Source organism: Nocardia sp. CA-135953 (assembly GCF_050955735.1).
GTDB lineage: Bacteria > Actinomycetota > Actinomycetes > Mycobacteriales > Mycobacteriaceae > Nocardia.
Genome location: NZ_CP192082.1, coordinates 1416996 through 1443403, shown reverse-complemented (window position 1 = coordinate 1443403; position 26408 = coordinate 1416996). Strand labels below are relative to the sequence as shown.

Sequence of the window (26408 nt, the reverse complement as noted above, 5' to 3'; positions counted from 1 at the left end):
GTCATCGATCCAGTCGTGTGTTGAGAATCCGGGCGATCTGGGCAATCGCGCCCGGTTCGGTCATCGCGAGATGGGTCGCATCGATGTCGAAAGTCGAAATCCGCCCGCGGACCACCTGCGCCCATCCCTCGTGACCCGCGGCATCGGATCGCCTTTCACGTGTCGCGGTGAAGTAGAGCATGTCGCTGTCCAAGACCGCGGGCCGCCAGTCGCCGGCCGCCCGGACCGCCAGGTTGTAGGCCTCGGTCAGACGCTCGATCCTTGCGGCGTCGATGCCGAGGCTGCCGCCCAGATGCCGTTCGATCAGGTCGGCGGCCTCCTCGGCGGTCGCATCGGCGCGCACGAAATCGACGCCCATGACCGGGCCGAGATTGCTGATCAGTTCTCCGGCCGTGACGGTGGAGATCGTCGACTCGTCGACACCGCCCACCTCGGCGTCCAACAGTGCCAGTAGCGCAACCTGTTCACCGGCGGCGCGCATCTCGACAGCAATCGCGTGGGCGATCGCACCACCCAGCGACCAGCCGAGGAGGTGATAGGGGCCGTGTGGCTGAACCGCGCGAATCTCGTCGAAGTAGCGTTCGGCCATTTCCTCGATCGACGCCGGACCGGGCACCTCGCCGCCGATCTGTGGCGCCTGAATGCCGTAGATCGGCCGACCGTCGGACAGGTACCGGTCGAGTGTGCGGTAACACCACGACAGTCCCACTGCCGGGTGGATACAGAACAGTGGTGGTCGCGCACCGCCGGTCCGGATCGGCAGCAACACGTCGAAGCCGACGCTCCGATCGACCGTGGGCCCGGAGTGCATACCGGATTCGATCCGCTTTGCCAGGTCGGCCGGGCAGGGATCCGACAGCATCCAGCTGATCGGAACCTCGTAGTCGAGTTCCTTGCGCAGCTCGCTCACCACTTGCACCGACTTCAGCGAGTTACCGCCCAATGCGTAGAAGTCGTCATCGGCGCCAACCCGGTCCATGCCGAGCACCGCCGCGAAGGCCCGGGCAACCTCCGCTTCCAGCCACGACGAGGGCTCCCTGAACTCCCCTACCGCGAGCACCGGCTCCGGTAGCCGCGCGCGGTCCAGCTTGCCCGACGCGGTGAGGGGCACCGTGTCGAGCACCATCACCGTGGTGGGCACCATGTAGTCGGGCAGTTCGGCTGCCGCGTGCGCCATAACGGCCGTGGTATCGACCGTGGCGCCGGCGGCGGGCACCAGGTAACCGAAGAGGTGGTCCACCGCACCGGTGGAGTGCAGCACAGCGATCGCCCGGGCGACGCTCTGGTGCTCGGCGAGTACTGCCTCGATTTCACCGAGTTCGATGCGCAGGCCGCGCAGCTTCACTTGGAAATCGGTGCGGCCCAGGTATTCCAATTCGCCGTTATGGCGCCAGCGCACCAAATCGCCGGTGCGGTACAAGCGCCGGCCGTCACCGTACGGGTCCGAAACGAACCGTTCCGCGGTGAGGCCCGGACGTGACCGATAGCCGCGCGCGAGCTGGTCGCCCGCCAAGTACAGCTCCCCGGCGACACCGGGCGGTACCGGATGTAACCGGTTGTCGAGTACATATGCCCGCGCATTCCACACCGGTGTGCCCATCGGCATGCTCCCGCGGTCGGCTTCGGTCACCTTGTGCGCGGTCGCACACACGGTGAACTCGGTCGGCCCGTACAGATTGTGCAACTCGATTCCGGGCACTACGCGCCGCACCGCGGCCGCCACCTCGGGGCCGAATGCCTCACCGCCAACCAGGAACGTTCGCACGGACGCCAGCGACTCCGCGGACACCGCGTCCGCGAATACCGCCAGCATCGACGGCACGAACGCGGCGATCGTGACCCGCTCGGTGGCAATGGTTTCGGCGAGGTAGGCCGGGTCGGCATGCCCGTCGGCGCGCGCGATCACCATCCGCGCCCCCATCGCCAGTGTCGCGAACAGCTCCCACACCGACATGTCGAAGGTGGCCGGAGACTTCTGCAGCACCACGTCATTCGGCGTCAGTTCGTAGATCTCGTTGACCCACCGCAGCTGGTTCACCACCGAACCGTGCAATACCGCAACACCTTTCGGTCGCCCGGTCGATCCCGAAGTGAAGAGCACGTACGCGATGTTGTGCGGTCGCAATGGTGCGAGCCGATCGGTGTCGGTGACCGGCGCGTCATCGAATCCGGACAGCTCCAGCTCATCGAGGGACGACAGCTCCAGCACCGGCGCGGCGATCGACAGCATGTACTCGATGCGGTCGCCCGGTTGGTCCGGATCGATCGGCAGGTACCCACCGCCCGCGGCGTGCACCGCGTACATGGCGGTGACCTGGTCCAGTGAACGCCGCATCCGCAGCGCCACCAACGATTCCGGGCCCACGCCACGCGAGATCAACCACCGCGCCAATCGGTATACGCCAGACGCGAATTCCGCATAGGTCAGCGACTTTTCGCCGAATGTCACCGCGGGCCGGTCCGCATGCGCCTGCACGGAGTCGGTGAAGAGCGAGGCGAGCGTCTCGCCGGGAGGAATTCCGCGATCGGTCGAATTCCACTGCGTCAGAACGGCTTCCCGCTCATCGGCGGCGAGCAGATCCACCTCGTGCACCGGCTGTGCCGGATCGGTGACCAGTGTGCCGAGTAGCCGCAGCAGGCGATCGACCATCGTGGTCACCGTCGTCGCGTCGAAGAGGTCGCTGGCGTAGGTCACCGCGCCGCGGATGCCGGCCGGGGCACCGGTGGCGTCGTAGGAATCCGACACCGAGATCTGCAGGTCGAACAGTGCGGTGTCGGTGTCGGCCGTGATGGCCGACGCCGAGAGGCCCGGCAGTTCGAACTCGGCCCCGCCGACATTCTGAAATCCCAGCATCACCTGGAACAGTGGATGGTGGGCGTGCGAGCGCACCGGATTCAGTTCCTGCACCAGCCGCTCGAACGGGACATCGGCGTGCCCGAACGCGGCCAGATCGGTCGCACGCACCTGCTCGAGCAGTTCGGTGAACGTCATCCCCGGGGTCAGCCGGGTCCGCAGCACCAGGGTGTTGACGAACATCCCGACCAGATCGTCGAGTTCGGGCTCGCCGCGTCCGGCATAGGGACTGCCGATCGCGATATCGTCCGTACCGGCCAACCGGGCCAGCGTGGCCGCCAGCGCGGCGTGGAAGACCATGAACAGGGTCGTGTTGTGTGCTCGCGCGATCTGCTGCAATCCCGCGTGCAGATCGGCACCGACGGTCAACGGCACGCTCGCGCCCGCGTAGGTCTGCACGGGCGGACGCGGTCGGTCGGTCGGCAGCTCCAGCAAAACCGGGAGCTCCGCCAATTCGAGTGTCCAGTAGTCGATCTGGGCACGTAGCAGCGATTGGGAATCGTCTTCGGCCCCGAGCACCGTCCGCTGCCAGATCGCGTAGTCGGCGTACTGCACCGGCAGCGGCGGCTGGTTCGGTGTCTCGCCGAGCAGGTGCGCCGCGTACGCGGTCATCATGTCCCGCGCCATCGGGCCCAGCGACGACCCGTCGCAGGAAATGTGGTGCACCACTACGGCCAGGACCCACTCGTTCGGCCCGAGCTCGAACAACCGCACCCGCACCGGCGCATCGACCGTCACATCGAACACCCCCGACAGGAACGCCGACAGCGCCTCGGCCAGTTCAGGTTCCGCGATCGAGGTCACCGCGATCGGCGCTATTGCCTCGGCGGTGGGAAGGACGACCTGCGACGGCTCGCCCTCGGCATACGGATACACGGTCCGCAGTACCTCGTGCCGGTTCAGCACATCCTCGACGGCCGCGCGCAGCGCGTCGAGATCCAGCTTTCCGGACAGCCGAAGCACGATCGGAATGCTGTAGGCGGCCGTGCCGGGCTCCAGCCGGTTCAGGAACCACATCCGCTGCTGTGCGTACGACAGCGGAATTCGCTGCGGCCGTGGCTGGACCGTCAACGCCACCCGGCCGGTGTCGGCCCGCGATTCGGCGCGCGCGGCCAACCGCGCGACCGTCGACGCCTCGAAAATCATCGATACCGGTATGGTCGCGTCGAGTGCGGCGCCGATCCGCGCGGCCAGGCGGGTGGCCACCAGACTATTGCCGCCCAGTTCGAAAAAGTCGTCGTCGACGCCTAGCGGACCGTCGATGCCGAGGACTTCGGCGAATACCCCGGCCACTATTTCCTCCACCGGCGACGCCGGGGCCCGGAATTGCTTGGCTTGGACGACGGGTGCGGGCAAGGCCGCGCGGTCGAGCTTGCCATTCGGCGACAGGGGGATGGCGTCGATGATCATCACCGCGGCGGGCACCAGATATGACGGCAACACCTCGGCCAACGCGGCCCGCAGCTCTTCGCCCGAGAGGCTCGCCCCGTTTTCGGGTACCGCATAGGACACCAACTGCGCCGGGCCGGTGCCGGCACGCCACGGCACCGTGACCGCGTAGGCCACCTCCGCCCGCGCGCTCAGTGCCGCGTCGATCTCGCCGAGCTCGACCCGATAACCACGGACTTTCACCTGGGAATCGTTGCGCCCCAGGAACTCCAGGGCGCCGTCGGTATTCCAGCGCACCACATCACCCGTGCGGTACATGCGACGTCCCGGTTCCCCGAACGGATGCGCCACGAACCGCGCCGCATTCGTCGCCGCCCTGTTCAGGTACCCGCGCGCCAGCGCCTGACCCGCCAGATATAGCTCTCCGGCCACCCCTACCGGCACCGGCTGCAACCGGGTGTCCAGGACCAGCGCCTGCATTCCCGGCAGCGGGACACCGATCGTCGGCCGGCCATCCGGTCGCGGTGCCCTCGTCGCCGTGGCGACGATCGTGGCCTCGGTCGGACCGTACAGCACCTGGAATTTCCGAGCGCCTGCGAGGTCGGTGCCCGCCCATCGGCTCACCAGATCCGCCGGGACCTCCTCACCGCCGGACATCACCAGCCGCAAGTCGTTCAGCCCGGCCGGATCCACCGAAGCGAGCGCGGCCGGGGTCAGGAAGGCGTGGGTGACCCGCTGCACGCGCAGGAACTCGGCCAGTTCACCGCCGCCGTAGATCCCCGTCGGCGCGACGACCAGTGCACCGGCCCGGCTCACCGCGATCAGGATCTCCATCAGTGCGGCGTCGAACGACGGCGACGCGAAATGCAACACCCTGGATGTGTGCCGAAGCTCGGGGTCGGCGCGCCGGCTCGAGATGAAATCGGCAATGCCCGAATGGGTGACGGCGACGCCCTTCGGCACTCCGGTGGATCCGGAGGTGAAGACCACGTAGGCGACATCCGAAGCGCGCAGCGGCCGCGTCCGCTCGTCATCGCCGATCGGGCCGCTGCCCGCCGCGTCGATGTGCGCGGCAACGGCCGGGTCGTCGAGCACGAGCCAGTGCACCGCATCGGGCACCTGGGCGCGCGCCGACGACACCGTAACTCCCAGCGTCGCACCAGAATCCGAGACCATCTGCTCGATCCGGCTCGCGGGATAGCCAGGGTCCACCGGTACGTACGCCGCGCCCGTCTTGACCACCGCCCACCACGCGACGACGGACTCCATCGACCGCGCTGCCGCGACCAGCACCGAACTCTCCGGTCCGGCGCCACGGCGGATCAGTACCCTCGCCAGCCGACTGGACCGCTCGTCCAGCTGCGCATACGACAACGTGGCCGCCCCCGCGGCAACGGCGCTGCCGTCGCCGTTGTCCCGGACGGCCGAGGCGAACACCTCCGGCAACAATCCGGACGGCTCCGGTGGGACGGCGTGTGCCCCCACCCGCGACGTGAGCGCCGAGCGCTCCTCGGCTTCCAGCCAGTCGATATCGCCGATCACAACGGCCGGATCGTCGGCGACGGCTTCCAGCACCCGCACCAACCGTCGGACGATCGCCGCGGCGGTCGCCTCGTCGAACAGATCCCGCGCATAGGTCATCATTCCCGAGATGCCTTGTGCCACACCCGCATTGCCGGACGAATCGGAAAGCATCAGTTGCAGGTCGAACTGGGTCGCCCCGGTGTCCACATCCGCAAGAGCCACCCGGACGCCGGGCAGCTCCACATCGACCGTCGACACGTTCTGGAACGCCAGGGCCACCTGGAACAACGGATGCCGCGCCGCCGACCGCTGCGGGCTCAACTCCTCCACGACCCGCTCGAACGGCACGTCCGCGTGCTCGAACGCAAGCAGGTCCGTCTCGCGAGTGCGCATCAGCAACTCGGTGAACGGCTCGCCGGGATCCACCCGGGTCCGCAATGCGAGGGTGTTCACGAACATCCCCACCAGATCGTCCAGGCCGGGCTCGCCGCGCCCCGCGACCGGGGTGCCGATCACTACATCATCGCTGCCACCGAGCCGCCCCAATACCGTTGCCAGCGCCGAATGCATCACCATGAACAGCGACGACCCGCGCGACCGCGCCAGCGCGAGCAGCCGCTCGTGCAGCCGCGCATCGATCCGCACCGGTACCCGGCCTCCGGACAGCGAGGCGACGGCCGGGCGTGGTCGGTCCGCCGGAAGTTCCAGCCGGTCCGGTGCGCCCGCGAGCGTCGAGCGCCAGAACTGCAGCTGCGTGGACATCAACGAGGCCGGATCGTCGGGGGCACCGAGCATCTGCCGTTGCCACGACGCGAAATCCGCGTACTGCACCGCGAGCGGCTCCCATTCCGGCGCGTGCCCGGCCAGTCGCGCGGCATACGCCGCCATCACGTCACGGGCCAGCGGTCCCATCGATTGACCATCGCCGGCAATGTGATGGACCACCAGCACCAGCAGGAATTCTCCGGTGTCACTGTCGATCTCGAACAATCCCACGCGCATCGGCACCCGGGCGGTCACATCGAATCCGCGCCGCACGAACTCGCCCACCACATCCGGGACCGAATCCGCAGGCACGCACACCGGCTGCACCGGCAGCGCGAACTCGTCGAGAACGATCTGGCGCGGCTCACCGGAGACTTCCGGATATATGGTCCGCAATACCTCGTGACGTGCCATCACATCCGCGAGCGCGGATGCCAGCGCCGCGGTGTCCAACCGTCCCGACAGCCGCAGCATCACCGGAATGTTGTACGCCGCCGAGTCCGGGTCGAACCGGTTCAGGAACCACATCCGCTGCTGCGCCAGCGACAGCGGCACGGGGCCCTGGTGCACGCCGGGCAGCAGGGGCAACCGGCCCTTACCACTGAGTGTCCCTGCAAGCGCGGCCAGTTCGGCGACGGTCGGCGCCTCGAACACCGACCGCACCGGCACGCGCACGTCCATGGCCGCACCTATACGCGCCACCACCAGCGAGGCGCTCAGCGAATCGCCGCCCAACGCGAAGAAGTCGTCGTCGACTCCCACCCGGTTCACGTCGAGTACCTGCTCGAATGTCCGCGCGACCAACTCTTCGAACCCCGGCGATGGGGCCCGGAATTCGCGCACGACCGCAACCGGTTCGGGCAACCGCTCGCGATCCAGCTTCCCGTTCGCGGTCAGCGGCACCTCGTCCAGCACCACCACCGCGGACGGCACCATGTACCGGGGCAACGCCTCGGCCAGCGCCGCACGCAACTGCGCGCCCGATACCCGCGCCCCGGTCGCGGGCGCGACATAGGACACCAGCAGCACCGGTCGCCCCTCATCGCTGCGCGGCACGGTGACGGCGTATGCCACATCCGCCCGCGCGCCCAGCACCGCGTCGATCTCCCCCAGCTCGATCCTGGTGCCGCGCACCTTCACCTGAAAATCGTTGCGCCCCAAGAACTCCATCTCACCGTCGGCGGTGCGGCGCACCATGTCACCGGTCGCGTACATGCGCTGACCCGGCTCCCCGAACGAGCATGCGACGAACCGCGCCGCAGTCAGCCCCATCCTGGCGACGTACCCATCGGCCAGGCCGGCGCCGAACAGGTACAGCTCGCCCGAGACGCCGACCGGCACGGGCCGCAACCAGGTATCCAGGACCACGGCCGCGACCGGGCCGACCGGCTTGCCGATCGTGACCGCGGTACCCGATGCCAGAGCCGCGCCGGAGGTAGCCCAGATAGTGCATTCCGTCGGCCCGTAGACATTGAGCATGGCGCGATGCGGCGCCCACCGATCGACTAGTTCCGGCCCGACCGGCTCACCAGCCGCTGCCAGCACGCGCAACCCGTCGAGACCATCGCTCGGTACTGTCGCCAGCGCCGACGGGGTAACTATGGCATGCGAAATACCCTCTCGCCGAATCAGATTCGCGAGTTCGGGACCGGCGTAGACATCGGCGGGCGAGATGACGAGCCGCCCGCCCGAGCCATGCGCCATCAACAGCTCGAAGATCGAAGCGTCGAAGCTGGGCGAGGCGACCTGCAGTACCACCGACATCGGGTCGACGTCGAGTATCCGCCGCTGCGCCGCGACGATATCCGCCAAGCCGCGATGGCTGACGAGAACACCCTTGGGCGTTCCGGTCGACCCGGAGGTGTAGCTCACATACGCGGTCTGATCCCGCCGAATCGGCCCTGCGCGTTCGGCATCGCTGATCGGCGCGGCAGGGACCGAGTCCACGGCGCGCAGCGTCTGCTCCGCATCGAGGATCAGCCAGTCGACACCCTCGGGAAGATGCTTCCTGGTTGACGTATCGGTCAGTCCGAGAACAGTTTTCGAGTCCGACAGCAGATATTCGATGCGCTCCGCCGGCAGGATCGGATCGATCGGCAGCAAGGCGGCGCCGGTCTTGGCCACGGCCCACACGGTGACCGTCGCCGCAAGGGATCGCGGCAGCACGGAGGCGACGATCTGTCCCCGCCTGGCGCCGTGGCGCAGCAGGATCCGAGCCAGACGCGTGGATCGCTCGTCGAGCTGCCGGTAGGTCATGGCGGCGGTACCACACCGGACGGCGATCGCGTCGAGTTCGGCGGCAGCGGAAGCCGCCAGTATGCGATCCAACGTGTCCGGAATCGCTTCGTCCGTAGCCGAAACCGGCCACGAGGGCCCCGGTTCCTCGTCCAGCGCCAGCTCGCCCAGCCGCACGTCCGGGTTCGCGGCGATCCGGCACAGCAGCTCGACGAAACGGTCGAGGATGCGGCGCGCCGCGGCGGTCTCGAATGCGCGTTCGTGGAATCGGAGGATGATCCGCAGCCCCTGCGCCTCGCCGTCCGCGGACTGCTTCGGTTCCACGATCAGACTCAGCGGGTACGGCGCCGCGTCCACACCGCTGAGTTCGTCCACCCGCAGACCCGCCGAATCGACGAGTTCCTGCAGCGCCGTCCGGTCGACGGGGAACGACTGGAAGGTTATAGCGGTGTCGAAGAGCTCGGGCAGGCCGACACTGCGGTGGATCTCGGGTAGGCCGATATGGTGATGCTCGAGCATGCGAGCGTGCCGCGCCTGAATGCCGGTCAGTAACTCGCGCACCGTCATCGTAGGTTCGAGCGGGACTCGCACTGGAACCGTAGTCAGGAACATACCGAGCGTCTGATCGACCAGCGGCAACTCCGGAGGCCGGCCCGACACCGCGGCGCCGAAGATCACATCGCTCTCACCGGTCGATACGCGCAGATTCAGCGCCCAGGCCGCGGCCACCGCCGAATTGACGGTGACGGCCGTCTCCGCCGCCACTCGACGGAGTTCGGCGAAACGATCCCCCGTGAGTTCGGCCGCGACCTCGGCGGCGGATACGGAGCCCGCCGTGGCTTCGCGGGACACCCGAGTGGGTGCTTCGACATCCGAAAAGGCCTGCGCCCATGCCGCTTTGGATGCGGCGCTGTCCTGGCGACCCAACCAGGACAGATAATCGCGGTAGGAGGGAGCGGGACCGGCGGAGTCGATATGCGCGGGAGATCCGTAGTAGTCGAGCAGTTCTCGCATCAGCAACGGCATCGACCAGCCGTCCAGGATCACATGGTGATTCGTGACAAGCAGCCGGAACGACCCGGCATCGAGACGGATCAGCGTCAGGCGCAGGAGCGGAGGGTCCGACAGGTCGAATCCGGCCGCCGCGTCCGCTGCCGCAATGGATTGCGGGTCGGCGGGCGACTCCGCGTCGCCACTACCGGCGAGATCGATCTCCCGGAACGGGATTTCAGCATGGTCCAGCACGATCTGGCATGGCCCTGCCGCCGTCTCCACAAAGGCGGCCCGCAGGATATCGTGCCGGTCGACCACGGCCTGGGCAGCGCGGCGCAGCCGCTCACCGTCGACCGCGCCGGACAATCCGATCATCGTCTGAACGGTGTAGTTGTCCCCGGCATCCGGGTCGAACGTCGAGTCGAAGTGCATCCCGGACTGCATGGGAGACAACGGCCACACGTCGGACAGCCCCCGGTACTGCCGTTCCAGCCGATCGATGTCCTGTTCTGTCAGCACGACGAGCGGATGATCGGGGGTTCGATCCGCCGTCGAGCGTCGAGCGGGTTCCTCGATGGTCACCGCAGCCGCGTCGCCGTCCGCTGTTGCGGCGAGGGCGGCAACTGTCTTGCCTTCGAATACGTCTCGCGGCGTGAGCGTGAGCCCGGCGGATCTCGCCAGCGCCACCAGCCGCATCGAGACGATGCTGTCCCCGCCGAGCGCGAAGAAGTTGCTATCGGCGGACACCGTGTCGAGATGGAGCACATCGGCGAACAGTTGCGCCACAACCTGCTCCGTATGCGTCGCCGGCGGCCTGCCTGCTGCGGCGTCGGATTCGAAGGCGCGCTGCCGCAACGCTTTCCGATCGATCTTTCCGGTAGGCGTGCACGGCATCTCCGCGAGCTGCACGATCGCCGCGGGATTCAGATAACGGGGTAGCCTGCCCGCGAGATCGTCGCCGAGTGCCGCCACATCGACGGCAGCGCCCGGCGCTGCGACGACATAGGACATCAGAACCGGTTCGCCGGCAGGCCCTTGCACCGCAACGGTGGCGACGCTCGCCACGTCCGGGTGGCGGGCCAGGTGGGCATCGATTTCTCCCGGCTCGATCCGCAGGCCGTGAATCTTGATCTGTTGATCGCCGCGGCCCAGGTATTCCAATGCCAACCCCGTGCGTCCGCGCACCCAGCGCACGGAATCACCGGTGCGATAGATCCGCTCGCCGCGGGGGGATCGCGGATCCGCGACAAAGCGCGACGCGGTCACGCCCGGTCGATCGACGTACCCGCGGGCCAGTCCGGGCCCACCGATATAGAGTTCGCCCGCGACACCGACCGGCACCGGCCGCAGCCACGTGTCGAGAACCATCGCGGACGCGCCTCGGATCGGGCCACCGATCGTCACCGGCTCGCCGGGTGCGAGGGCATCCGACCCCGTCGCCCAGATCGTGCACTCGGTCGGTCCGTAATGATTCATCAGCCGTCGCCCCCGGCCCCACCGTTGCACGGTGTCCGGCCCGGTCGCTTCGCCGACGACCGCGAGCGACGTCAACGACGGCGTCCGGGACGGATCCATGGTGTTCAGCACGGACGGGGTGATGATCGCGTGCGAAACCTGCTGCGACCGAAGCAATTCCGCGAGGTCGGTCCCCGCGTACACCTCCGGCGGCGCCACCACCAGACACGCGCCGCTATTGTGCGCCAACAGCAACTCCGACAGGCAAGCGTCGAATCCCGGCGACGCGACCTGCAACACCACCGAATCCGTACCCACACCGAACGCGTCGACCTGCGCCGCGACCAGGTCGGCAAGACCTCGATGGCTGAGGTGGACCGCCTTCGGTTTGCCGGTCGATCCGGACGTGTAGATCACGTATGCCGCATTGTCGGCCGACAGCTTCTCGGCCCCGACCGGACGAGGTACACCGGCATCAGCGTCCGAAGCCGAAGCGTCCAGCAGCAACCAGTCGACAGTATCCGGAAGCCGCGGTGCCACAGCGCTGGTCGTCACGCCCAGCGTGATCCGCGAGTCGGATAGCAGCTCCCCGACCCGCGCGGCGGGATTGCTGGGATCCAAAGGCAGGAAGGCGGCACCTGTTTTCGCCACCGCCCAGATCGCGATGACCAGTTCGGCCGAACGGGGAGCGGCCAATGCGACGATCGACTCGGCGCGCGCACCATGGCCGGCCAGCAGACGAGCGAACCCCTCGGCGCGCCGGTCCAGCTCACGGTAGGTCCACATGCTGTCACCGCACCGGACAGCCACGGCATCCGGATACCTGCGCGCGGTCCCCGACAGGATATCGCGCAGCACGAGCTGCGCGGCCGGCTCCGCGCTGACGGCCGAAAGCAGTTCCGCGCGTTCGGAATCCCAGCAGCAGGAGATCGCGGCGACCTTCCGGGCGGGATCGCGGATGATCTGCACGAGCAGCAACTCGAATCGTTCGAGCAGCATGCGGGCCTCGTCGGAATCGAATCGGTCGGTGGCGAATTTCAGCGTGACCGTGTAGGTCTCGTCGGCGTCCGGTCGTCCGTCGCGACTCGACCGCGGCGGGGTCACTTGCAAACTCAACGGATACGGCGTGGCATCGTGTGCGTCGATCTCGACGAGCCGCAGTCCGGCGTCGGATAGATTGCGCGCCAACAGTTCCCGGTCGAGCGGATAAGACTCGAGCACCGTCGCGGTGTCGAACATATCGGTGATGCCGGTGGCCCGCTGCAGCTCCGCCAGACCGATGTGTTGGTGATCCAGCATTGCGGCCTGCTCGGATTGCACGCGGACGAGCAGGTCGCCGACGGTTTCATCGGGCTCGAGCCGGACTCGGACGGGCAGCGTGTTGACGAGGAGCCCGACCATGCGCTCGATATCGGGAATCTGCGGCGGGCGGTGCGAGAGCGTATTGCCGAACACCACGTCCGACCGTCCGGTCAGGACGGCCACCAGCAATGCCCACGCCACCTGTAGGGCCGTGTTGGCGGTGATGCCGTGTGAGCGGCCCAGATCGAGAATCGCGGCGCTGGTCGCGGCGTCCAGGTTCAAGCCGACTTCGCCGACCTGCGCCGTGACGGTCCGATCCGGTCCGCTGGTGACCCGCGTCGGACTGTCGATTCCCGCGAGCATCTCGCGCCACGCGGCGATTGCGGCGTCGCGATCCTGGGCCTGGAGCCACTGCAGATACTCTCGGTACGAACGAGGCGGCGCGAGCTCGGCGGTATCGCAATCGGATGTGTACAGCGCGAGCAATTCGTGGATCAGCAGGGGCATCGACCAGCCGTCCAGCACGAGGTGGTGGTTGGTCACCAGCAGTTGGAACATATCGACGCCGGTGCGCACCAGGTGGAAACGCATCAGCGGCGGTCGCGCCGGGTCGAACGGAGCCGCAGCCGCCGTCGCGAGTAGACGAAGTGCTGCCGCCTGCTGGTCGACATCGGTGATACTCGACTCGTCCCAGTCGACCTCGATGTCGCGCAACACGATCTGACGTGGCCCATCGGCACTCTCGACGAATGCGGTCCGCAAGCTGTCGTGCCGGTCGATGAGCGCCTGCGCGGACCGCCGCATCCGCTGCCCATCCACCTGCCCGGCGAACGTCAGCGCCGCCTGCACGATGTAGCCGTCGTCGCCGTCCCGGTCGTAGACCGAGTGGAACAGCAGCCCGGACTGCAGGGCGGTGAGTGGCCACACATCGCTCATCGACGGGTATTCCCGCAACCAGTGGTCGATATCGTCCTGCGATACCGCGCTGAGCGGGAAGTCGGATGGAGTGAAGCCGGGTGTGGTGTCGGATCGGACGTGCTCGGCCAGCGCCCCCAGGGCTCGAGCCCACAGCCCGGCGAGTTCGTCGACCTCGTCGCCACTCAATACTCGTGAGGCGAACTCCCAGGTCGCGTCGATTTCGAGCCCGTCGCGACCTTGCTCGGCGATCGCATTGATATCGAGCACGGCGGCCAGCGCCATATCCGGATCGCTGGTCGCGGTCAGTGCGGTGAATTCGGTGGTGGGTGCCCAGGGCCCCGAGCGTTCACCGAGGCCCACCCGCCCGAGATAGTTGAAACTGATCTGCGGTTCGGGCAGGTCTGCGAGCTCGGCGCTGCCCCGGGAATCGAGATGGCGCAGCATCTGATAGCCGATGCCGTTGCCGGGCACCGCGCGCAGCTGCTCCTTCACCAGCTTTATCGCAAGTCCCGCACTCTTGCCGCCGGTCAGCGCATCATCGAGGTCGATATTCCCGCATTCGATCCGGACCGGACAGCGGGTGGTGAACCAGCCCACGGTGGCGCTGAGATCGGCGCCGGGTACGGCCCGCTCCTCACGTCCGTGTCCCTCCAGCGAGATCAACTCTCCGTCGGCCGCCGCCGTACCGCGCCTGCGCCGCCACTCACCGAGTGCCAGTACCAGGGCCGCCAGCAGCGGATCGTTGGCACTGCAGTGGAAGCGGTCCGGAATGGTGGTGAGAACCGTCTCGGCAACGGCTGCTGGGATGCGCTGACGTACCCGCCCCGCGGTGGCCCCGACATCACGATCCGGGATCAGACGGCGCGATCCGAGTAGCTGGTCGCCGCGCTCGAGTACGTCTTTCCACAGGTCGAGTTCCGTCGAGCGCCTGGCCGGCGTCTGCTCGACCAAGCCGTGCACCCATCGCCGGAACGAGGTGGTGACCGGGCCGAAATGCGGTTCGTCGCCGGAAACCCGCGACCAGGCCTGCGCGAGGTCGGCGAGGATGATGCGCCACGACACCGCGTCGACGGCGAGATGGTGGATCACCAGCCACATCAGGTCGGGTCCCGAGCCATTGCGATCCTGAATCCAGACGGCCTGAACGAGCACACCGTTGCCCGGGTCGAGGCGATCCGCGGCTTTGTGCAGGTGCCGGTCGACTTCGGCGGCCGCACGTCGATCGAGCCGAACATCGACGAGCGCGGCGTCCGGGTCGACCGCTTCCCGATCGAGTACCTCTACGTACCGATCATCCGAATCGCCCCCGCGCAGTACCGCGCGCAGCATGTCGTGGCGGTCCAGTAGGGATCCCAATGCGCGCACGAGACCCGCTCGATCGACCCCCTCGGGCAGCTGCACGAGCGCCGCCTGCGCAAATCGGTCGTAATGACCCCGCTCGAGCATTGCGTGCATGATCGGCGACAACGGCATCGGTCCGACGCCGTCACCGGGCAACTCGGCCAGCTCGGGGATATCGCCGCCTTCGGTCGCCGTGGCCGCCAGGCCCGCGACGGTCTTGTGCACGAACACATCCTGTGTGGAGAAACTCAGTCCCTCGACCTTGGCCCGCGCCACCAGCCGGATCGACAGAATGCTGTCGCCGCCGAGGGCGAAGAAGCTGTCGTCCGCCCCGACCCGAGGCACGCCGAGCACCTCGGCGAACAGCCTTGCGATCATGTTTTCCCGGCCCGTCGCCGGCGCCCGGCCGACCGGCGCGGTCCCGAATTCGGGCTTCGGCAGAGCGCGGCGATCGACCTTGCCGAAGGCGTTCACCGGGAGGCTGTCCAACGCGAGGATCACCGCCGGGACCAGATGCGGCGGCAGCGAATCGCGGGCGAAGCGCTGGAGTTCGGGCGGATCGATCCGACGGCCGCTGACGGGGACGACATAGGACGCCAGCACGGTCGTACCGGCTTTGTTCTGCACCGGCACCGTGACGCAAAGATCCACGTCCTGGTGGGTAGCGAGCGCGGCGTCGATTTCACCCGGTTCGATCCGGTATCCGCGGATCTTGACCTGGAAGTCGCTGCGCCCCAGCATTTCCAGCGTCATTTCGCCGTCTTCGCCGGTCCAGCGCGCGATGTCGCCGGTGCGGTACATCCGCTCGCCGACGTCGCCGTACGGATCGGCGACGAACCGGGCGGCGGTTTCGCCGGACAGATGGCTGTATCCACGGGCCAATCCCGGCCCGGCGAGATACAGCTCGCCCGCGCTGCCCTTGGGCACCGGTTGCAGCGTTCGGTCCAGCACCATCGCCGAGAAGCCACGAATCGGGCCACCGACCGTGTGCGCGCGGCCGGGGCGCAGCATGGCGCCGACGGCGGTCACCGTGGTCTCGGTGGGACCGTATTCGTTGTACATGGACAATGCGGTCCACCGCTCGATGACGTGCGGTGGACACACGTCACCACCGACCACGACCACCCGCAAGTCGGTCGTCGCACCCGGGTCCACGGTTGCCAACATCGCGGGTGTCAGCGTCAGGTGGGTCACGTGCTCATCGGCCAGCAGTTGCGTGAGCGGCTCACCGCCGGTCACCTCGGGCGGCACGATCACCAGCGTCGATCCGGTCGAGAAGCAGGTCAGAAACTGCTCGAGGGAGGCGTCGAAACTGGGCGAGAGGGCATAGGACACGCGGGATGCCGTGTCGATGGCGTACGTGGCGGCGCGGTCGGCAACGAGATTCGCGAGGCCGGTGTGGGTGACCTGGACACCTTTCGGGGTTCCGGTGGATCCCGAGGTATACGTCATATAGGCGACATGAGAAGGCCGTAGTGGCCGGATACGATCATCGTCGGAAATCGGGCCGCCCGCGGTGTCGGATTCCCACCTGGTCACGGGGTCGTCCAGAACCACATGGTGTATCTCCTGCGGGAGCCGCCCGCGCAGGGCATCGACCGTGATCGCCACGGCTGCGCCGCTGTCGGCGACCATATGCGCGATCCGCTTCGACGGGTACTCGGGAGCCAACTGGACGAACGCGGCCCCGCATTTCGCGACCGCCCACGTGGCCACGACCGATTCGACCGAGCGTCGCAGCATGATCGCGACCGCCGTGTCCGGCCCACAACCCAGAGCTATGAGATGCCGGGCCAGCTGCGAAGATCTGGTGTCCAGCTCGCCGTAGGTCATCGTCTGCCCGGCCGAGGCGATCGCGCATGCGCTTCGATTCCGGTGCGCGCTCTCGCTCAACAGCTCAGGAAGCAGCCGTGTTTCGACCCCGCTCGGCCCCCGCACCGGCAGCAGCGCAGACCGTTCCCCTACTTCGAGCAGCGGCAGTCTGCTCACCGGACATTCCGCTCCCCCGGCGAGGAACTCGTGCAGGAACATGAGGAACCGACGGTGGTGACCGGCGAGTTCCTCAGGGCCGTAGGAATTCGGATTCCCCTGGAAGTCGATATGTGTACTGCCCTTGCCCGCGCCCGCGTAGATATTGACGAAAAGGTCGGCGGTCGGGCCTGAGGTGAGAACATGCAGGCGGCCTGTCGTATCGCCGAGCACAACCTCGTTCTCGATCATCATGAGGTTCACGGCCGGTCCGAAGGATGCCGCCTCGTCGCGCGCAATCCCCATATCGTGGAATATGTCCTCCTGGCGGTAGCGCTGCCGCCGAAGAGCACTCGTCAGCTCGCCCAGCACAGCCGCGATCAGTTCACCGACGGTGCGGCCCGCGACCCGCACTCGCAGCGGGACCACGTTTGCCACCATCCCCCCGGAACGGCGCAGCACGGCAGAGTGCCGACCCGAGACCGGCAGGCTCAGCAATACTTCATCGCTTCCGGTCATCCGCGCGAGATACGCGGCGAATGCCGCGACGATGGTCGGAGTCGCGCTCGGACCGTGTTCGACCGCGACGCGTTCCAGCAGCTGTGCGGTGGCGTCCGGCAGCTCTGCGCTGACCAGCGCCGGATGAATGGTGGGCTTGCCCACGCGACCGGCCAGGCTGACGACGGGAGGCGCCCCTGCCAAGTGCTCCAGCCAGTATCTGCGGTCGTTGTCGAGACGTTCCGAGCCCCGGTACGCCAGATCCTGCTCGACGACGGCTCCCAGGTCCTGCGCCGCGCAGGGAGCCGCCTCCTCGAACTTCACCCAAGCGTTGTACAACTCGGTGATCCGGTGCAGCATCGTCACCGCGGCGAATCCGTCGAGCGCGATATGGTGCGCGCGCTGATACCACAGGAAGTGGTCCGCGCCGACCTGGAACACAATGCTCGTCATGAGGTCGTCGTGCAGCAAGTCCAGCGGAGCAGAATAATCCTGAGCCATAATTCGGTGCGCAGTCGCAACCGGATCGGAATGTCGGCGCAAGTCCATGACCGACACCTGAGCTCCATGTTCCTGGTCGACGAACTGGCATGGCTCTGCGTCGACCTCGATCAGGCGCATATGTCCGGATCCGAACTCGCGACTGGCGGTTCGACATGCCTCGGCAAGCAATTCCACGTCCAACTCGCCCGCGATCTCGACGTATTGGGCAACAGATATCGGCGATGACTCCGCAAGATGCTGAGCAAACCATATTCCCCGCTGTGCAGCAGTCAGCGGAAGAACGCCGGACGACGACGGTCGTGCGTATCCATCGCCGTTGGAAATCGTGCCGGAACCGTTACCCGAACCCAGGTTTCCGGAAGAGCGGAATGAGCCGGTTCGCCATGATTCAGACCGGTTCGGACTGCCATCCATACCACTCGTCGACTGGCCCATTTAGACCTCCGCTTATATCGTTCATTTCAGGAACTCAATAAGCGCGAGCACCGGCTGCCGATACGGTGTCGCGCGCCGGACCGACGAGCACGAACAAGGTCTGGCCGTACACGATCTCCAACACGCGCGCGGTCTCGATCATGTCGAGCCCGCTTTCCTCCCTGGCCAGCGCAGCCAGCGCCAAATGATCCGGGACCTGCGAAGACGGCGCGCACTTCACCGCCGCCCGCAGCGATTCGATCGCCCGCCGCTCGGATACCATCCGGTACTCGATGGCATCGTCGCCGCCTCCGGCATCGTTACCCGACTCGTCGGCCACACCATCCAGGACACCAGTAATCACAGCGCTCCGCACAGAGGTCGCTGTACCGAATGCAAAACAATCCCGGGCTGCCCCGCCGCCGGAACAACCCCCCGAACCACCGATATACCGACTGTGGACATACCGGACACCTCTACTCGAAATCAACTGTCCTCAGGGATTCGCAACGGACACGTCAACCGATTGCATCCGGATCGATCTAATTCCCGGATACGAATTCCTTCACCAGAACACGTCCGCACGGTCTAGCAACTAGCAAGCAATCCACCTGCACAATACGACGATTCGCCGCTGTAATCCGACACCACGCCCGATTTGCCGCATTTGTGAGCAAAGCGTCCTTTCCGCCGCACATGACGGCAATTGCGTTGTCGGTTCGCCGTGAATTCAGGGTATGAGCACCGCAACCAGTTCGCGAATACGTTTTTCATCGAGGGGCGCTCGCCCGATCGAAGCCAGGGTGAGGTAGCCCACGATCAGATCGCCGATCGTCCCTGCCGATACGCGCACAGCCAGATCACCAGCGCTCTGCGCGGCGTGCAGATGTTCGATGATCAGCTTATTGACCGGTTCGGTAAGAATGCGATCGAATGCGTCGCTTTGGTCAGGGGCGGCGGTCGATGCGGTGGCCAGCGCGCGAACGACCGAGCCGACGCCGGGCTGTCGCACGTAGTCTGCGATGCCGTCGAGCCACGCGGCGAGGTCTCGGCGCAGATCACCGGCATTGGGCACCGGACTGGCGGTCATCACGAAGACACCCTGCAAGACCGCGTCGGCCACGACTTCGGCCTTGGAGCCCCACACCCGGCACAGCGTCTGCTCGGCCGCGCCCACCCGCGCGGCGATGGCCTGCATCGTGACCGAGTCGTAGCCTTGTTCGACGAGAAGTTCAGCGGTAGCGGCCAGAACCGCCGCAGCACACCCCTTGCCCGACGGCGCCTCCACCCGTCTTCCGCCGTGACTGCCTGCCGCACCGCGCATAGCGCACAGACCTGGAATCGGCCTTCCTGTGCGAACCACCGCACAGAAGTTGTCGACTCACCTGGCTGCTCAGCGACGACAGCGAGAACATCAACGGCCAGATCCTGCGGCTCCGACGGCGGCTGGTCGGTTCAATAGTGCTATGTGGCGACACCACCGAAACGCGCCCGGAACTGCGTCAATGCTGGAGTTCGATCGTGCCCCCAGTCGGACTCGAACCGACACTTTGCAGATTTTAAGTCTGCTGCCTCTGCCAATTGGGCTATAGGGGCGCCCGGTCAGCGTACCGACTCGTACTGCCGTACCGGAATTCTGTTCTGCAGGCTAGTGCATCTCCGGTGGTGGCCAGAGTAATGCCGCCGTTTCGCGGTCATGTGCCGTCGTGGGCGGCTACCGATGCGGTGCCGTCGGAGGAATTCGCATCCGACGGGTCGGCGAGGACGGAGTGGCGGCGGCCGTAGGCGAAGTAGACGATCAGGCCGACGGCCATGCAGACGAGGAAGCGCAGCCAGGTTTCGACCGAGAGGTTGAGCATCAGCCACAGGCAGGCGAGTACGGCGAGGCCGCCCCATCGGGTTCCTGGGGTCGCCAATACTGTCTCCTTGCTGTCGTCAACGGGTTCTCCGCTGATTTCCCTAGTGCACACCGGCCATATGTCGGCTCACCCATGGTGTGAGTGCGGCGACGATCAGACCGGCACAGATCGCTACCGCACCGGTTATGCCGAAGTACGCGAATTCGTGGTCCGCGTCATAGAACCGAGCCAAAGTACCGGACATCGAGGTTCCGATGCCAACGGAGAAGAAGTACAGCGCCATCATCTGGGCCCGGAACGCCTCGGGCGCCAACTGCGTGGTGACCGAGAGGCCGATCGGGGAAAGCAGCAGCTCGGAGACGGCGAATGCGCCCATGATGAGCAGTACCGCCAGCGCAGGCACCGATTTGCCGCTGCTCCCCGAGAACAGCACGAACAACCAGAACGCCAGCCCCATACCGATGACGCCGAGGGCGAATTTGTGCGGCGTACTCGGCCCGCGATTGCCCAGCTCGGTCCACATCAGCGCGAACAGCGGCGACAGGCAGATGATCCACACCGGCTCGACCGAACCGATCCAGTTCGACGGTGCGGTCCAGCCGAAGATGGCCCACTTCATCCGCTCATCGGAGTACACCGCGAGGACCGTGAAGATCTGCTGGAACAGCGACCAGAAGACCGCATTCGCGATGAACAGTGGAATGAAGGCGCGGACCCGGCTGCGCTCGACGGGCGTCACCTCGGCGCTGGTCAGCATGAGTACGAAATAGGCGAGCGAGGCCGCGATGATGACGCCGGTGGTGACCTCGGAGAGGTTGTCCAGGCTCACCAGCCCGGTGATCAATGCCAGCCCGACCACGATGGCCGTACCGGCCACGATGCCGAGGATCGGCCCGAAGGCGTTGCGCGGCAACGGGTTGGGCACATGCCTACCGGCGGTGCCGAGGTTGCGCCGGAACACCACGTACTGCGTCAGACCCAACGCCATGCCGACGGCGGCCGCACCGAAACCGTAGTGAAAACCCCAATTCCGTTGCAGCAGACCGGTGAGCAGCGGACCGACGAACGCCCCCAGGTTGATGCCCAGATAGAACAGCGTGAAGCCGCCGTCGAAGCGCGGATCACCCGGCCGGTAGAGGGTGCCGAGCAGCGAGGACGCATTGGCCTTCAGTCCGCCGCTGCCGAGCGCGACCAGCACCAGGCCGACTCCGACACCGCTCAGTCCGGGCAGAATCGCCAGCGCGATATGCCCGGCCACCACCACGATGCCGCCGTAGAAGACGGTGCGCTCCATGCCGATCAACCGGTCGGCGATCCACCCGCCGAGCACCGTGGACAGATACACCAGCCCGCCGTACGCGCCGACGATCCCGACGCCGGTGCTCTGCGACAGACCGAGTCCGCCCTCGGTCGTCGAGTAGTACAGGTAGTACCCGAGGATGGTGAGCATTCCGTAGAACGAGAAGCGCTCCCAGAGTTCGACTCCGAAGAGATTGGCCAACCCGATGGGGTGGCCGAACAGGGTCCGCTCCCCAACCGGTTGCTCGGCCATTGCTGCGTCGGACATGCTCAGACCCTCCCATATGGGTAGGGAATTTCCGGCATCCTGAACAAAGTTTCCCCTGCTCACCGCCGATATAGCCGGGGCCGATATAGCCGGGCATGCCAGAACTGGCGCCGGAGCGATCCGCCAAGCGGCACGTCCGTCTTGGAAATACCGCTCCAGCACGCCTGTCCAGCGAATTCGGGGCTATGTCGACTATTCGTCGGCCGCGCTCGGCGGCGCACAGCACTCGCCGAGAAAACCGGAGAATTTCCCGGTAAAGTTCGCCTCGCTGGACGGGGAAACCTCGTTTGTTGGCTGGACGGGGGAACCTGATGAAGCGCTCGAGCGCCCATGCGGCGCTGCTGCTCGCCGTGATCGGCGCGCTGGTGTCGCTGCTGGGCACCGGGTGCGCGTCGGTATCCGCGGTGGACGCCGAGCCCGTCGTCGCGGCGCTGCCGGAACCTCCGCTGACAGCCAATACGCTGCACGCCGAGCTACGCTTGCCCGCACTGCGGTGTCAGCTGCCGCCGATCGAGATGAGCGCTGCGGGCCAGCGGCAATTCGTGCAGACCGAGCTGGACTGCTTGACGAAGACCTGGGATCCGGCCCTGCGCGCCGCGGGCCTGGGCCTCGCGCCGCTGCAACTCGTGGTGGTCGACAATATGACGACCGGCTGCTCGAAACAGGTCCAGTCCACCGATCCCGCGTTCTATTGTGGCGGCACTGTGTACTGGCCGACCGACGATCCCATCCATCGGGGTTGGGGTTCACAACTCGGGCAATACCTGATGTTCGTCGTGATGCACGAATACGGGCACCACCTGCAGTCCTCCACCGGCATCCTGCGCAGCGCCGATCGGGATATCGATGCGGCGGGCGAGAAGTCACCGCTCGGCCTGGAACTCAGCCGACGCATCGAACTCCAGGCCCAGTGCCTGGCCGGTGTGATGCTGGCGGCAGCTCAGGCCGGTGGCATGCTGACCCCGGCCGAGGCCGTCGATTTGATCGATATCCAATCCGATACCGAGGAGGATCCGACCCACGGCACCGGCGTGAACAGCCGGCGCTGGGTCGAATCCGGTTACCGCAGCGCTTCGACGTCATCGTGCAATACCTGGGCTGCCGCGCTCGACGAAGTGGAGTAACCGGGCTCAGGCTATGGAAAGGGCGATGCCGTCGAGGATGTCGTGTTCGCTGACGATGAGGGCGGAAATGTCGGCGCGGCGGGACAGTTCGTAGGCGAGCACCTCGGTGATGACGGCGCCGCCGCCGATCACATCGACGCGGCCGGGATGTATGGGCCCGAGGGCGGCGCGTTCGTCGTGGTTCATGCCGATCAGGCGATCGCAGACCTCGCGCACCTGGTCCAGGGTGAGGCTGGTGAGATGGACTCGCTCCGAATCGTATTCGGGCAGATCGAGGGCTACGGCGGCGATCGTGGTCATGGTGCCCGCAACGCCGACCCAGGTGTGCGCGCCCTCGACGGGGACCTTGGCGAAGGCCTCATCCAGTCGTTCGGTGGCGAATTCCCGTGCGGCGGCGACCTGTTCGGCGGTCGGCGGGTTACCTGGCAGGCATCGCTCGGTAATGCGGACGCAGCCGATATCGGCGGAGAACGCGGCACGGACACCATCGCTGTCGCCGACGACGAGTTCGGTGGAACCGCCGCCGAGATCGACGACAACGAAAGGCCCTGTCTCGCTCGCCAATTCGCCGACCGCACCGGTGAAGGAAAGCCGCGCCTCCTCGTCACCGGTGATCACCTCGGCCTCCGCACCCGCCACCACGGTGCCGAGTTCGGCACGGGCCATGGCGAAGAAGTCCTCGCGGTTGGCGGCATCGCGCGTCGCGGAGGTCGCGACCATCCGCACCCGACCGACCCCCGCCTCCCGCATCAGCGCGGCATAATCGGCGAGCGCGACCCTGGTGCGCTCGATCGCCTCCGGCGCAAGCGCCCCCGTCGCATCCACCCCTTGCCCCAGCCGCACAATGCGCATCTCCCGGTGCACATCCGCCAACCGCCCATCGCCGAGCACCTCGGCGATCAATAGTCGAATCGAATTCGTCCCGCAGTCGACTGCCGCTACCCGATCGCTCATTGCTCAGCTCCGCTCATTTCAGCCCCGGCCAATTCCCACTCGCGCGCAACGGCGCGTCCAGTCATCCAAGTTCATGCGCCGCCCGCCTCGGCGCGTGCGCTCATAGCAGCGCCAGCGCTGAGCACAGCGCGCACATTCTTTCGAGCGCCCGTGGTCAGTTCAAGCGCCGCGCGCACGTCATCGCCCGTCGGTCGGGGTGTGTGGCGGCTCGTATTTCGGCCAGTCGGCGGGGAGAGCGGTGCCGCGGAGGCCGTGGTCGGCGGCCAAGGCGACTGCTTCATCGCCGAAGGGGTTGACGCCTGGGCCCTTGGCGAGGGCGTGGGCGATCAGGACGTGCAGGCATTTCACTCGTTCGGGCATGCCGCCGCCGGTGAAATCGGTACCGAGCGATTCGATTTCATCGCGCTCGGCCAGATAGCTCTCGTGGGCAGCGCGGTAGGCGGCGGCCAATTCCGGGTCGGTGGCGAGGCGTTCGGTCATTTCCCGCATGACGCCCGCGGATTCCTGCCTGCTCGCCTCCGCGGTGAGGCGGGGATCGGTCAGGTAGTAGAGGGTCGGGAAGGGAGTGCCGTCGGGCAGCCGCGGCGCGGTCTTGACCACCGCGGGCAGCCCGTCCGGGGTGCGGTAGGCGACGGCGAGTACGCCGCGCGGTTCGCGTCCGAGCTGCTTGGCGATGATCTCGAGATCGCGGTCGTTCGGTGCGGTCACCTCGGTCCTTCCGGTGCTGGCTGCGGCGCAGGCGGCCCGGTTGGTGCGGCCACGGGCGCCGGGGCCTGCTGCGGTTGCGAAATACTGCGCCACAGGTCGGTGTACCAAGGCTCGGGCGCCTTCGACTGGGTCGGTGCGGCGGGCGGCGCGGGCGCTTCGATACCCGGCACCTGGACGATATAGGGCGTCTCCCCCGGCATGACCAGCCGCAACCGGTCTCTGGCCTCGGAACGCACGTAGGCCGGATCCTGTTGCTGCGCACGACGATCCCGCAACTTGGCGAGATCGGCCTCGAGTTCGATGCGCTCCTGCGCCAGGTGCGCTGCCTCGGCGCGCTGGGCGAAATAGGTGCGCAGCGGAACGGCCAAGGTCAGCGCGAGTGCGCACACGACGACGGCCAGGATGACCGCCTTACCGGTGGACAACCCGAGGATGGTGCGATCGTGCTTGTCCTCGTGCCCGCCGGAGCGCAGCCCTATCTTCTGCGGCTTGGCCTTGTCGGCGGATTCGGACCGCCTGCGGGTCGTCCGCTTCGGTGCGGCCGCCGGCGATTCGGCGGACGGGCGCGATCTGGCAGAGCGCGACGTGCGGCGGTTCCCGCGTCCAGCCGGACTGGATCCACGCGCACGTCGCTCTGTCATACCGCTCCCCTAGCTGACTAGCCTTCGAACGCGAACCGCGGGAACGCGACGTCACCCGCGTACCGTGCGGAATCGCCGAGCGCATCCTCGATGCGCAGCAGCTGGTTGTACTTGGCGACACGCTCGCTGCGCGCCGGAGCGCCGGTCTTGATCTGACCGCTGCCGACCGCGACGGCCAGGTCGGCGATCGTGGTGTCCTCGGTCTCGCCGGAGCGGTGGCTCATCATCGTCTTGTAGCCGTTGCGGTGCGCGAGCTCGACGGCATCCAAAGTCTCGGTGAGCGTGCCGATCTGGTTGACCTTCACCAACAGCGCATTGGCCGCGCCCTTGGTGATGCCCTCCTCCAGGCGCTCCGGGTTGGTGACGAACAGGTCGTCGCCGACCAGCTGCACCTTGTCACCGATCTGGTCGGTCAGCGCGACCCAGCCGTCCCAGTCGTCCTCCGACAGCGGGTCCTCGATGGAGACCAGCGGGTAGGCGGCAAGCAGGTCGGCGTAGAACTGCGCCATGTCAGCCGCCGAGCGGACACTGCCTTCGAACTTGTAACCGCTGCCCGCGGTGTAGAACTCGGTGGCGGCGACATCGAGCGCGAGCGCGACATCGGTGCCAAGCTTCAGGCCGGTCTTCGCGATCGCGACACCGATCAGGTCGAGCGCTTCCTTGGTGCCCGCGACGGACGGCGCGAAACCACCCTCGTCACCGAGACCGGTGGACAGGCCCTTGGACTTCAGCACCGCCTTCAGCGCGTGGTACACCTCGGCACCCCAGCGCAGCGACTCCTTGAAGGTGGTCGCGCCGATCGGGGCGACCATGAATTCCTGGACGTCGACGCCGCTGTCCGCGTGTGCGCCGCCGTTGAGGATGTTCATCATCGGCACCGGGAGGACGTGCGCGTTCGGGCCGCCCAGGTAGCGGAACAGCTCGAGGCCCGAGGATTCGGCGGCGGCGCGGGCCACCGCGAGCGAAACGCCGAGCAGGGCGTTCGCACCGAGGCGGGACTTGTCCGGGGTACCGTCCAGATCCAGCAGGACCTGGTCGACGGTGCGCTGCTCGACCGCGTCCAGGCCGATGACGGCGGGCGCGATCTCGTCGAGCACACCCTCGACGGCCTTCTGTACACCCTTGCCGCCGTAGCGCTCGCCGCCGTCGCGCAGTTCGACGGCCTCGTGCTCACCGGTGGAGGCACCGGAGGGCACGGCAGCCCGGGTCAGGGTGCCGTCGTCGAGGGCGATCTCGACCTCGACAGTGGGGTTTCCGCGGGAATCCAGGATCTCGCGAGCTCCGACCTGTTCGATGATGGCCACGAAAACGACACTCCTTCGGCTGTTGGCACGGTAGGTCTGACGGGAAGGGCCGTGCGCTTGCGAGCCTAGCGTCCTCGGGCATTGCGCAGTA

The 26408-nt window shown here is 67.0% G+C and carries 9 protein-coding genes, 1 tRNA gene and 1 pseudogene; 1 reads left to right on the top strand and 10 read right to left on the bottom strand.

Annotation, left to right across the window (positions count from 1 at the left end; all coding sequences use genetic code 11):
• Nucleotide 1: 1 nt before the first annotated feature.
• The 6 genes and pseudogenes from ACQPXH_RS06510 to ACQPXH_RS06485 form a co-directional block, all read right to left on the bottom strand.
• A complete protein-coding gene (locus ACQPXH_RS06510; RefSeq protein WP_433601403.1) occupies nucleotides 2-18181 on the bottom strand; it encodes an amino acid adenylation domain-containing protein in 18180 nt (6059 codons plus the stop codon).
• 34 nt (nucleotides 18182-18215) lie between these two features.
• Nucleotides 18216-18524 (bottom strand): hypothetical protein, encoded by a 309-nt coding sequence (locus ACQPXH_RS06505; RefSeq protein WP_433601402.1) that lies wholly within the window; start codon nucleotides 18522-18524, stop codon nucleotides 18216-18218.
• Between the two features lie 366 nt (nucleotides 18525-18890).
• Nucleotides 18891-19448, bottom strand: a complete 558-nt coding sequence (locus tag ACQPXH_RS06500; RefSeq protein WP_433601401.1) for a TetR/AcrR family transcriptional regulator — start codon at nucleotides 19446-19448, stop codon at nucleotides 18891-18893.
• A gap of 234 nt (nucleotides 19449-19682) precedes the next feature.
• Nucleotides 19683-19756 (bottom strand) — tRNA-Leu (locus ACQPXH_RS06495).
• A gap of 98 nt (nucleotides 19757-19854) precedes the next feature.
• A pseudogene (locus ACQPXH_RS06490) lies at nucleotides 19855-20046 on the bottom strand (amino acid permease C-terminal domain-containing protein); the annotation flags it as partial.
• 73 nt (nucleotides 20047-20119) lie between these two features.
• Nucleotides 20120-21586, bottom strand: coding sequence for a peptide MFS transporter (locus ACQPXH_RS06485; RefSeq protein ID WP_433601400.1), 1467 nt, complete (start codon nucleotides 21584-21586; stop codon nucleotides 20120-20122).
• A 311-nt stretch (nucleotides 21587-21897) separates the two neighbouring features.
• On the opposite strand from ACQPXH_RS06485, the gene ACQPXH_RS06480 reads away from it, so the two are divergent.
• Nucleotides 21898-22710, top strand: coding sequence for a neutral zinc metallopeptidase (locus ACQPXH_RS06480; RefSeq protein ID WP_433601399.1), 813 nt, complete (start codon nucleotides 21898-21900; stop codon nucleotides 22708-22710).
• Nucleotides 22711-22716: 6 nt separating this feature from the next.
• On the opposite strand, the gene ACQPXH_RS06475 is transcribed toward ACQPXH_RS06480, so the two are convergent.
• From ACQPXH_RS06475 to eno, 4 genes are all read right to left on the bottom strand, one after another.
• Nucleotides 22717-23664: an exopolyphosphatase gene (locus ACQPXH_RS06475; RefSeq protein WP_433601398.1), complete on the bottom strand. Its 948-nt coding sequence runs from the start codon at nucleotides 23662-23664 to the stop codon at nucleotides 22717-22719.
• Between the two features lie 177 nt (nucleotides 23665-23841).
• Nucleotides 23842-24372, bottom strand: a complete 531-nt coding sequence (locus ACQPXH_RS06470) for a DUF501 domain-containing protein (protein WP_433601397.1) — start codon at nucleotides 24370-24372, stop codon at nucleotides 23842-23844.
• Nucleotides 24369-25013: an FtsB family cell division protein gene (locus ACQPXH_RS06465; protein ID WP_433601396.1), complete on the bottom strand. Its 645-nt coding sequence runs from the start codon at nucleotides 25011-25013 to the stop codon at nucleotides 24369-24371. Before ACQPXH_RS06465 ends, ACQPXH_RS06470 begins: the two co-directional genes overlap by 4 nt.
• A gap of 17 nt (nucleotides 25014-25030) precedes the next feature.
• Nucleotides 25031-26317, bottom strand: coding sequence for a phosphopyruvate hydratase (gene eno / locus ACQPXH_RS06460; protein ID WP_433601395.1), 1287 nt, complete (start codon nucleotides 26315-26317; stop codon nucleotides 25031-25033).
• Nucleotides 26318-26408: the final 91 nt, after the last annotated feature.